This is a genomic window from Borreliella japonica, assembly GCF_900099615.1.
Classification (GTDB): Bacteria; Spirochaetota; Spirochaetia; order Borreliales; family Borreliaceae; genus Borreliella; species Borreliella japonica.
On the sequence record NZ_FMTE01000012.1, the window covers coordinates 1 to 11,642 of the forward strand.

The following is an 11,642-nucleotide window of genomic DNA, read 5'->3' on the forward strand; positions in this document are numbered from 1 at the left end:
AAAACAAAAAAAGATTTGAAGATGTGCATTCTAGTTTTAAATTTGCAATATTTCAACTAAGTAATAATAAAACTCCTACATCAAACTTTAAAGCAAAATTCATGATTCAGAGTGGTGATAATATTTTAAAAGAAATAACTAGGGATTTAAAAGACATCAAAGAAAATCCTTATAAAGGGATTGAATTAAATATAGACCAAATTAAAAAGCTATCTCCTATTCAAGAATCAATAATAGAATTTAAAGACAATAAAGAATTTAGCTTAATTAACAAAATGTTTAGTCAATTTAGTGTTCTTAGTGAGGAATATATTGATTTTGGAGTAGGTCTAAATTTAACAAATTATAAAGCATTGTATAAAGAATATAATAATAAAAACTTTATATTTCTTTATCAGGGTGCAAATATTCATCAATTTAATTCAAGATTTTTTGAAGATAAAGGTGCAAAAGAAAGTTCTAAATTACTATGGATAGATAAAGAAGGCTTAGAGAAAGTATTGACTGAAGATAATGAGCACCCGAATGAAAGGATAATTTATAGAAAAATTGCAAGAAACACAGGTGAAAGAACAATGATTAGTACATTATGCCCTAAAAACTTCTATTGTATAGAGTTGCTATATATAAATTATGAGAAAACATCAATATCTATTTATAAGAAATTATTTATTATTTCTATTTTTAATTCATCAGTATTTGATTTTTTGCTAAGAAGATTTGTTGACTCAAATGTGCTAAAATCGTGTTTATATCAATGCCCAATGCCTCAACCCGAAGAAAAAGATATTTTAGCCAATCCACTATATTTAGCTTTAATAAAAAATACTTCCTTACTAATAGCCAAAAATGATCCTTTAAATTTCTCCAATTTACTCTACTTGAAACATTTTGAGTTTAGCAAAGAAAAAGTTAATAAGATTCTAAATCTAAATGTGGAAGATGAATTTTTTAAAGAAAAAGAAAATGAAAATAACTTTATTGTAGCTAGCCTTTATGCATTAGCCAAAGAAGATTTTGTCATTTTACTTAGTGATTTTAAAGCAGTAAAGAATAAAAAAGGAGAAGATTATATTTTGTCTTTAATAAAAGGATATGAGAATTATTTGTTAAATAATAAAAGTTTTTAGTATATATAAGGTAAGAAAAAAAATAAAAAAAATAAGATTTTTATAATTTTATAGGTTCATTAACATCGATAATTGATTTAAAGCTTGTCTAGTAAAATAGTGGCTTGAGTTTTATGCCAAATATTTGTTTTTCTACTTATATAAGACATAAGAGAAGATTTATAAAAGCTAATTTTAAATTTTCATTAACGTACCGAAGAAGAGCTTAAAAACAAGAAAGTAAACAAAGTTGCTACATACTATAAAGGCAATATTTATCTTACATCTAGATCCCTTGATAGGAAGAAAAGTGGAGCATATTATATCCCAGATGACTTAACTGATTTTATGGTTGCATCTTCAATTGAAGAACAGCTTAAAATCAAGTTTCCTTTAAATATAAAAATCATTGATAATTCTTGTGGATCAGACCATTTTTTAATTTCTTGCCCAGATTACTTAATAGAAAAAGTGTGGCATCAGTTAGATAAATTTGAAGATGTAAAAAAAGAGCTTGATAAAGAATATAGAGCTATTCTTAAAGAAAGTGAAGAATACGATATTCGATAGTATAAGTAAAGAATTGGTACTTAAAAGGATACTATTAAAGAAGTATATTTATGGTGTTGATATTAATCCTATTTCTGTTGAAATTACTATGTTAAGTTTATGGATTAATACCTTTATTTTTGGAACGCCACTCTAAGTTTTATTGAACATCACATAAAAGTAGGAAATGCCCTGCTAGGGCATACTAAAGATGAATTTTTTGATATTACAAAAAAGAAATTTGAAAGTGGATTTTCTTTATTTAAAAAAATTAAAGAAATTACAACTATTTTAGAAGATAACTATCAAAAAATTAAAGGTATTAATTTTATTTCGCTTCTTAAAGTAGTTCTAAAATTTTCTAAAAAGGAAATCTATTAGTTAAAAATGTCACCGGATTATTTATTTTCTTAACTTTTATTAAATAATATGTTAGAATAAATTTGTATGCACCAATTCTAACATATTATTTACTGTTGCTTTTAGGAGGCACAATCTATGCTTAGGAGAAAAGAAATATATTTTTTGTTATTTTCAATACTTTTGCTTATATCATCAATTATAATTTCTCATGGAATAAAAAGCATTGGTATTAAAAATGAAAATTATATTACAGTTAAGGGTCTTAGTGAAAGAGAAATTTTATCAACATCTTCTAGTTGGGAGTTTAGATATAGTTTGACTGGCAATACTATTAATGATATTAATATAGCAAATAATTTAAGCTTATCTAAAATTAAAAGTTTTTTCTTAAAACATGGATTTAGCGAAGATCATATAAAAATGGGATTTATGGAATTCGATGAAGAGAATTATAAAGACTCTCTTTACAAGTATAGAGCATACATATCTTTAAATATTCATACAAAAAATATTGAGAAAATGGAAGCAGCAGAAAAAAATATTGCTGATCTTTATAATCAAGGCATATTGATTAGTAATAGTGGAGGACCAAGATATTATTTTGACAATATTAATGATATAAAACCCGATATGTTGGCAGATTCAATTAAAAATGCTAAATTGGCGGCTTTAGAATTTTCAAAACATTCAAGTTCAAAATTAGGGAAAATTAAAAATGCAAATCAAGGATATTTTGAATTCCTTCCTATTGATAGAAGTCTAGGCGACCAAGAGCGTTATCCAAAAAAAATACTAAGGATCGTTACAACTATTTCTTATTATTTGGATTAATGTTTAGTGAACTACTATTTTAAAATAAAACTATAGAAACGGCTTCTAAGTTCTTTTCACAACAGTTTTTTAGATTTTAAGGACTTTGTTATCCAATGTGACATTATTTACAAGCTTAACTTTTGACCTTTAATTTCTTTATGTATCATCGTAGTATAAAATACAATTTATAAGCTTTTGCAATTAAATTATAGATAGAAAGTTCTTTTGTTTTTTCAATAAAAAATTCCAGTAGTGAAAGTTTCAATATTCATATCAATACAATTTGCAAACAAAGTATAGCTACATCTAAAGCTTATATTAAGATTGTGAATTATGAAATATATTAATTTAGAAAAACAATTCGGGAAAAAGTTTGATAATTTTGCTTCTAAGATTGACAGTATATCCAATTTAACACAAAATCTAAAATAAAATTTTTAAGAAAAGCTAGAAATTCATGAAAAATTTTCATTATTTAATATGACAAAACAAATATTATTATTTTCTATAAATTTAATACAATTAAATTATTAATTTAAAATTAATAATTTAAAAAACAAAAAGAATCGACATCAAACAATCCTTTATCATTTATCTTTAAATGCGGAACCACTGTTAAAGACATAAAAGACAAAGTCATTAAAGGATCATCAAGCTTAGAGCCCAAAACATTTTTACAAAAATCATTTAATTTTACATATTGCGAAGCTACTTCTTTAGCTGGAAGAGTGCTCATTAATCCCGAAATAGGAAGTTTCATTATTATAGTTTTTTCATTGTTTAGAGCGCACAAACCTCCCTTATTCTTGATAATTGTATTTGTTACTTTGCACAAGTATTCATCATTAGTTCCAACAACTATAATATTGTGAGAATCGTGAGCAACTGTGCTTCCTATGGCACCTTTTCTTATTCCAAAATTTTTTATAAATCCTATAGAAATTCTACTATTGTCTTCATATCGATTTATTATAGCTATTTTTAAGATATCTTCAGCAATATTAGATTGAAAGTCTGGAGCCAATAAATTGCTATCAATCATAGTTTTATGTGTAACAATTTGATTGTTGATGCAATTGATTATCGGTATCATCTTATTTATAGTGGAAAATTTAAAATCCAAAATAGATTTTTGACTACAATTAAAATTATTTATAGGTGCTTCACTTATTAATGGAATATGTGAAATGCCATCATTAAACACCAATTTGCCATTAATGTAAGTTTTGTCTATTTTGAATGTTTTAATATCTTTAGTAATTATAAAATCAGCAGGATCTCCTATCCTTAATAACCCCACCGGGATTTTATAGTGAAAAACCGGATTAATACATGCTATTTTTAAAACATCAAAAAAGTTGTGCCCATACTCTATTGCACGGGCTACTATTGAATTAATATGTCCATGTAGTATATCATTTGGATGTGCATCATCAAAACAAAACATTAAAGAATTACAATATTTTTTAGAACACTCACTAATCAAGGGATGCAAAGATTCGAAATTTTTAGCTGCACTTCCTTCTCTAATTATTATTTTCATGCCCAAAGATAATTTATATCTTGCATCTTCTATTGTTGAGCATTCATGATCAGTACTAATACCTGAAGACACATACTTTAAAGTTAAATGGGGAGGCAAACAGGGAGCATGTCCATCGACAACCTTATTGCGTTTTAATGCAGAATTTATTTTATTAATAATTCCAATATCTTTGTTAATTACACCTTTAAAATCCATTACTTCAGACAGATAGTAAATATCATTTAATTCCATTAATTTATCTACATCTTGATCATCTAATACGTATCCTGAGGTTTCAAGTTTCGACGATAAAGCCGGTACACAAGAAGGAGCTCCAAAAAAAATTTTAAACTCGGTTTTTTTAGAGTTATTTATCATAAAATTAATACCATCAATACCATTAACATTAGCTATTTCATGGGGATCGCTTATTGTTGCCACAGTGCCATGTTGAACTACTAAATAGGCAAAGTTTGATGGGATAAGAAAAGAGCTTTCTATATGTATATGTGCGTCGATAAATCCTGGCAGCACATACTCATCCAATGTTACATTAATTTTTTCCACACTCACAATATTACCATTTGCAATTGTTATGCTAGCTGGATAAATTTCTTTATTAAATATGTCAATATAATTAGCTTCGATTTTAAATAAATCCATTATTTATTCTCTTCTAAAAACTTTTTGTTCATAACATACTCCATATACTTAAAATTTAGATATATTTTGATTATAGAATATATCTAAATGGTCATTTATTAAATATAATTCACAAACTTAACTTCATATAGTTGCTATCTTCGTTTTTTATCAAATCAGTGTTAGATTAATTTCAATAAAAAGACTTGCGCTGACACTGTAAAAGTGTTTTTTTTGTTGAATCTTTAATCAAAAAATGTGCTCAGGCAAATACGCCAAGCTTTTGGGAGTCTATTGAGCAATCAACGAAAAAAATCAAGATTGCAAAAAACCTATTTGGAGTTATGCGTTATTCATCATGTGACATTTACAAAATTTTTGCTAAACTTCTTAAAAAAAAAAGATGGAAAAAAGGTTTGGTTGCATACATATACTTGTAAATAAAAAAATAGTAGAAGATTTCGAATAGAGCATTAAAAATGCCATGATTGAAACCAAATATTCTTATTATTTTTCTAATAATAATTTTTTAGAAAAAGCTTCCAGTAGTAAAGTTTCAGATGATTTTTCAAAATGAAACCGATAAATGTCATGTTAATCGATTACGGCTGTGATTAATACTGTTAATATAATTAACTTAAAAGTCTAAAAAAACAAAAAATTTTTGAGAAAAAAATATTGAATCTAAGTTAACCATAGCAGACATACCAAAAGATTTCCTTTACCGAGTAAAAGATTTAAGCAATAAGGGATCATACTTGAATGCACTTGATAATTTTTGGAATCTGCTTTAGATAACTGCAAAGATAGCAAGTTGCAGGTATACACTTGAGCACTTTTTAAATCAGTTTTCTAAGCATTGTACAAGGTCTAGATAATAACTAAGCATAGTGATGGGGTTATTAGCCCCCCCCTCGATTATAAGTTTATTTGGGAAAAAAGATTGATAAATTTGTAAAGAAAAATCCTTCTACCATAAAGAGATTCATATCTTTTGGAAACCATTAAAAGGTACCTGATTTTAACAAAATAAAAAAAGAAATACTCATTAAAGATAGTCATCCTTTAAGTATCGAATACAATGAAAAAAATAATATAACTATCATTAACAATATTTATAAATTTGATTTTGAAGGCTTTACTGGCGTTGTAGAAATTCGTATAAAAATTACAGCTCACATAAATAAAAAACAAGAACTACTAAAAAGTTTTACATATATCTTGGAGATAGCACCAATAAAAACATTAATACTAAAAATGAAAATTATCTTAAAGTATACTTTCTATTTTTTTCTTCACTTTAAAATATTGTTGATCAATAGTAGGCCTAGGTATAATATTATTATACGCATGTCCTCTTTCACCAGAATACTTAATATCTGGAGAATATAAATCCCTTATACATGAATACAGCCAATAAACTTCACTTTTAAATTTATTATTTTGCTCATTTTTCACCTTACCAAACAACTTAATCAATTCTTTAGATCGATCAGAACCTAAATCTAAAAAGAATTTATTAAAATACTCTTCATTATAGTCAGGCACTGGAGGTACATCACGATAATTAGGATCTTTTAAACTAATTAAAGTATTTTTTATATCAACTAGCAAACGATGCTCAGCCACATCTAATTTTAAATTAGAAAATATACCTTCAGTAACAATCTCACTAGACTCTACATCGTAATCTTTTTCCAAATTCTCAAAAAAAGTTTGAACAGCTTGGCCCCTGCTTAGCAGGCAAATAGCAACTCAATAAAGCTAATATTATTATGCAAAAACCAATCAAAATCCTCATATATACTCCTTCTACACCTTACTGTTAAAATAATCTATAAATATATAAGTTTATCCAAATACTACTTTAATTACTAAACTCAAAAAGCTCTACTAAAATAAATTCCTCTATAAAAAACAAGCATATATCAATTTTGTATTTTCTCAAGAATTGTTAAATGACAAATCATTATATTGATTTATGAAAATTAAAGAATTCTTAAAATCCTTTGTACAACTTTCGCTGAATTAAAAACAGCTAATTCAAAAAATTTTATTATATTCAACTTCATTTTTTTCTTTATTTACAATGTCAAATATAAACCCAATAACTATAAAAGGTACATTAAATATATGAGAAACATGCACTACTGCTGCACCTTCCATCTCAACAGCTACTACATCTTTTAAAGTTTTTTATAATTTTGTTGATATAAATTGGGTCAATAAACTGATCTCCTGTTATAATATTAATCCTGAATATGTATTAGCATCTCCAAACTTTAATTTAACAACCTTTTTGGCCTTTTCAACCAAATTCTAATTGGCACTAAATTTTTGAGGAAATCCTATAAGCTACCCCACCTTGTGTCCAAATTTAGTTAAATCAACATCATAATATGCAACTTCTGAAAATACTACCACATCTCTCAGTTTAATATTTTACATTTATCACTAATAACACCACCACCAATTACAGAATTAAATTACATGATTTATCTTATATTTTAACAAAATATAGCTAATCTAAAACAACCATTATTAACCTTGCCAACCCCACAATAAATAGCCATAACATTGCGATTAGACAACTTTCCCTTTACAATCTTTTTATTAAGACCATATTTCTTAAGAACTATTTCTTCCTTATTAGACATAAGCTTATTTATCTGCTAAAGCTCATAGTTCATAGCAGTTACTATTAAAGCATTGATGTTTTTAGAAAAAGCAACATAGCTATTTGAAAAAACCAATAAAAAAAGAAAAAATTTTATTAAAAAAAATTCATAAAATCATACTCCTTATAGGAAAAAATACTTATATTATTATTTTACAAAAACTATTAATATTAATAGTTTTTAAAATTAGATAGCAACAGGTCTTTTTTTTTATCTCTTATCTTAATACATGAAAAAGTATTCATACCATATTTTAAAAAAATCGTAACTAAAAAACCAATATTCAATATATTGATATATGTTTATAACATAAAATGTAAGCTATCTAAATATAAAACAAATTTCATTTTATATTTAGATTCAAAAAGGAGACAAACTTGGATTATATTAAAAAATATCTAATTTTTAGATAGAAATCAAAAAGAAACCTTCATATTCTTCAGGGCCCTAGTTAAAAACAGACAGTATTCAAAAGATCTAGAGCTAGAAATCGAAAATCATTTAAAAGATTTATAGAAAAAAATAAAAATCTTGACCTGCAAAATAAGCTTAATCAAGGACTCAGCTGTGACTACGATGATAGTAAAATAGAAAATTTATTTGCTCATTTGTTTGTTATTTTATTGAATTTATTTAATAAAATAACAAAATAGGCCTTATGTTTGATTGGGTTTCGAATTATGAAAATTTTTATATAATTAATATAATAATTAAATTATCAATTTATTATAGTTTTTTTACAATAAAAAATCTATTTTATTTGCAACCGCCACCAATTGTTAAAATATCATTAGTAGTACTTATCTAGTATTTAATGCAAACATACAAAAAAACAAAAATTGTATAATTGGTGTATTTTTTGCAAATTTACATTAATTTAATTAATTTTTCTACTATTTGTGCCGAGTTAGAAGAGGCTTTTTTTAAAAACTTTTTATAATCGTCATAATTATTTTCATTGTTAACTATATCAGATATTCCTCGAATGATTATGAAAGGAATTTTAAAATTGTATGCCACTTGGGCCATTGCGGCACTTTCCATGTCTATTGCAATTGCATCTTCAAATTCTTCTGAGATTTCTTGAAAATTTTGATGATCAATGAATTGGTCTCCAGTAATTATTAAGCCTATATAAGATGTTGTGTTGTTGTTTTCTATCTTAGAGGCTTTCCTTATAAGAGCGGTGTTTGCTTTAAATTTTTTAGGGTGCTCAGGAATATGTCCGATTTCATAGCCAAATCTGTGTAGATTAAAATCGTAATTTGTTGTTTCTGTAGCTATTATAATGTCTCCTATTTTTATGAATTTATTTTTGTTATTATAAATACCGCTAGCAACCCCAGCATTTATTATATGACTAATTTTATATTTTGATATAATATAACTTGTCCAAAAGGCTGTGTTTATTTTTCCAACTCCCGTAGCTATGGTAATTATATTGTGATTAAGCACTTCCCCAGTGGTAATATTTTTTTTTCTTCTATGTTCTTCTATTGTAATAGATTTTTTGTTTTGTATGATCTTATTTATTTCTTCTATTTCGGCTTTTGTAGCTGATAGTATTAAAATATTGCTTTTAAGATTTTCATTTGGTTTATTTATTTGTTGCTCATTCCCCCAGCTATTTAAAACCATAGATAAAAAAAATATTAATGTTTTTACTATATTTTTGATTTTCATAAAAAAGCTCCATATATATATTATTAATTTATAAATTAATATTTTCATGTTTGTATTAGTTTAAAAGGTATTGCAATATTATGTTATTTATAATATGTTTGATGGTTAGATTAGATTTTTTGAATTGCAAAACTTAATATAATTAATTTTATTAAAAAAATATTAAATGTTAAATCTGATTAAATGTCCGATTATAATAAAGAGCGATCTTATTTAGGGAGAATATTTATAAAATATTATGTAATTGTAAACATATGTATTTTTCTATTTTTAAATGCTTGCATTCCGGATTTTAAAACTGATCAAAAAGATATTAAATATCCATCGTGCCCGTTGCCATATCTATTCTAACGCCTTTTATTGTGTCACTAATTAATAGTATTTAAATAGAAATTGTAATGAGCTTCCACCCATATTAATTGAGAAAAAATTTTAGATATAATGTGTTTTTGCAATTTATTAATATTTTTGTAGCTTTCTAGATGTTTTAGATACTTATTAATATTGAGCAATTAAATATATTCCCAAATCGCTTGTTAATCTCTCTAAATTATACTGAAGCACCAATATAATCTCTTTCTTTTTATTCAGCTTTCTTTTTAACTTTTAATGTTGGTAATTTTAGTGATTATAGTATCTATTTTATTTACAGCATCTTTAATATTCTCTTTAGTTATTTTTTAAGGGGATTTTCTTTTGCTGCTTTGTCCCCTTCTTTTCTTCTTTTTTTAAAAATTTTCTAAATCAAAGATTATATAAATAGCAACTTATTATTAGTTCAAAATCATTAAATACCAAGGATAGTACAGTAAATGTTTTAATTAGGCTAAAAAGCAATAAAGATTATACATCTTAAAATTGTTTTTCTTTTTTTTAGAGACAAGTTTTTCTATGTTTTTTGAAATTATCAATAATTCTTAATAAATCAAATCGTCTGCTTTTATTATGTATTCTTGAGCTATGCTTGATCTGATCTACGTTTATAACATTCATTAAATTTAAATACATAAAAATATAACTTATTTATCTTAAATCCCTTTAGATAGGTATGTTTTATTTTTAAAAGGAGCATAAAATTATGTCAAAAGCTTTGGATGAAATATATTGTCATCCTTGTGGCAAACCAATTAAAAAGGAAGCTGAGATTTGTATTGCTTGTGGGATTAGAAATAAACACGCTGAAAACCATAATAAAATTTTATTATTATTAATATGCTTATTTTTTGGTTGTTTAGGAGCGCATAGATTTTATGTGGGGGGGGGGGAATAGGAACTGGTTTCTTATATCTATTTACAGGCGGTTTTTTATTGATTGGGGCCTTTATTGATCTTATCAGAATAGCAACAAATAAATTTGAATACAAATAATAAACAAGACTAACAACTAGTCTTGTTTATTATAATTTATGCTTATCATAAACATTTATTTTATCAAATAAAATCTTGTATAATAATTTTTTCACCTTTTACTATATAAATTCTTTTCTTTACTATTGACAACCATCACTATATTAATCAAGTGAACATTTTATAAGTTTTTGAATTTCTTCTTTATTTATGCCCAATTCTATTGATATCATCAAAAAATATATTCAAAATCAAAATAAATCCATTTATTAACAAATTCATCTCCACATAAATTTCATAGAAATTTTAGATGGAGAAGAATATGTTAATCTTTGTTAAAAACTTTTGCTTGATAATATGTCTTTTTCCAGCCTTCGTGCTTCTTCAACTTTTTCTTTAATTTGATTGTAAAGTGTATTTAAATGGGATCTAAGCTTAGAAGTATCTGTTTTTATAAGATTTTTATCATTTTGATAATCTAATAAAATTTGTTTTGCCGTTTCTGATACAAATTTTACTGTAGATAATATTGTGTCAAATGATTTTTTAAGCTTCTTTAAATCTGAAATATCTAGTTTATCTAAAGCATCTTTTTTGGGGTGTAAGAAATCAATTGAATTGTCAATAGCACCCCCAAGATAGTTAAAGGTGGCTAACAACGATTCATATATACCTGCTATACTTATAATATTTGAAAATTCCTTTAATTCGTTATCATCAATAAGACTTAAAATAGTATAAACACGTCTTCTATATCTTATAGATCTATTAGTATTGCTGGATATAAATTCGCCTCCTGGTTCATTCCAACCTATTGCACCAAAAATCGATATTCCGTATTGGTCTGAAGGTTCTTTTTCCATTTTTTTTATATACTTTTCTTTATCTACATTAGCTGATTCTATTGAATTGATAAAATTATTAAGTAATGTT

Annotated in this window: 5 protein-coding genes and 4 pseudogenes; 4 read left to right on the forward strand and 5 right to left on the reverse strand. The window is 25.5% G+C overall.

The window, feature by feature from the left end:
* The 3 genes and pseudogenes from BLO14_RS05365 to BLO14_RS05375 all read left to right on the forward strand — a co-directional run.
* Window positions 1-1,130, forward strand: a pseudogene (locus BLO14_RS05365) (class I SAM-dependent DNA methyltransferase); the annotation flags it as partial.
* 189 nt (window positions 1,131-1,319) lie between these two features.
* Window positions 1,320-1,985, forward strand: a pseudogene (locus tag BLO14_RS05370) (Eco57I restriction-modification methylase domain-containing protein); the annotation flags it as partial.
* A gap of 171 nt (window positions 1,986-2,156) precedes the next feature.
* Complete coding sequence (locus BLO14_RS05375; RefSeq protein WP_091973791.1) at window positions 2,157-2,852, forward strand: SIMPL domain-containing protein; 696 nt, start codon at window positions 2,157-2,159, stop codon at window positions 2,850-2,852.
* Window positions 2,853-3,375: 523 nt separating this feature from the next.
* Here BLO14_RS05375 and ade read toward each other — a convergent pair.
* The 4 genes and pseudogenes from ade to BLO14_RS05395 form a co-directional block, all read right to left on the reverse strand.
* Window positions 3,376-5,022 carry an adenine deaminase gene (gene ade, locus BLO14_RS05380; RefSeq protein ID WP_091973794.1) on the reverse strand — a complete coding sequence of 549 codons (1,647 nt, stop codon included), beginning with the start codon at window positions 5,020-5,022 and terminating at the stop codon, window positions 3,376-3,378.
* Between the two features lie 1,248 nt (window positions 5,023-6,270).
* Window positions 6,271-6,802 (reverse strand): annotated as a pseudogene (locus tag BLO14_RS05385) (P52 family lipoprotein).
* Between the two features lie 187 nt (window positions 6,803-6,989).
* Window positions 6,990-7,775 (reverse strand): annotated as a pseudogene (gene mtnN / locus BLO14_RS05390) (5'-methylthioadenosine/S-adenosylhomocysteine nucleosidase).
* 771 nt (window positions 7,776-8,546) lie between these two features.
* On the reverse strand, window positions 8,547-9,362 hold the full coding sequence (locus tag BLO14_RS05395) for a 5'-methylthioadenosine/adenosylhomocysteine nucleosidase (RefSeq protein ID WP_091973797.1): 816 nt from the start codon (window positions 9,360-9,362) through the stop codon (window positions 8,547-8,549).
* 1,078 nt (window positions 9,363-10,440) lie between these two features.
* Here BLO14_RS05395 and BLO14_RS05400 point away from each other — a divergent pair.
* Window positions 10,441-10,632: an NINE protein gene (locus BLO14_RS05400; RefSeq protein ID WP_236736411.1), complete on the forward strand. Its 192-nt coding sequence runs from the start codon at window positions 10,441-10,443 to the stop codon at window positions 10,630-10,632.
* Window positions 10,633-11,044: 412 nt separating this feature from the next.
* Here the strand turns inward: BLO14_RS05400 and BLO14_RS05405 are convergent.
* Window positions 11,045-11,642 (reverse strand): virulence associated lipoprotein (locus tag BLO14_RS05405; RefSeq protein ID WP_143280332.1); only part of this gene is annotated, 598 nt, incomplete at its 5' end.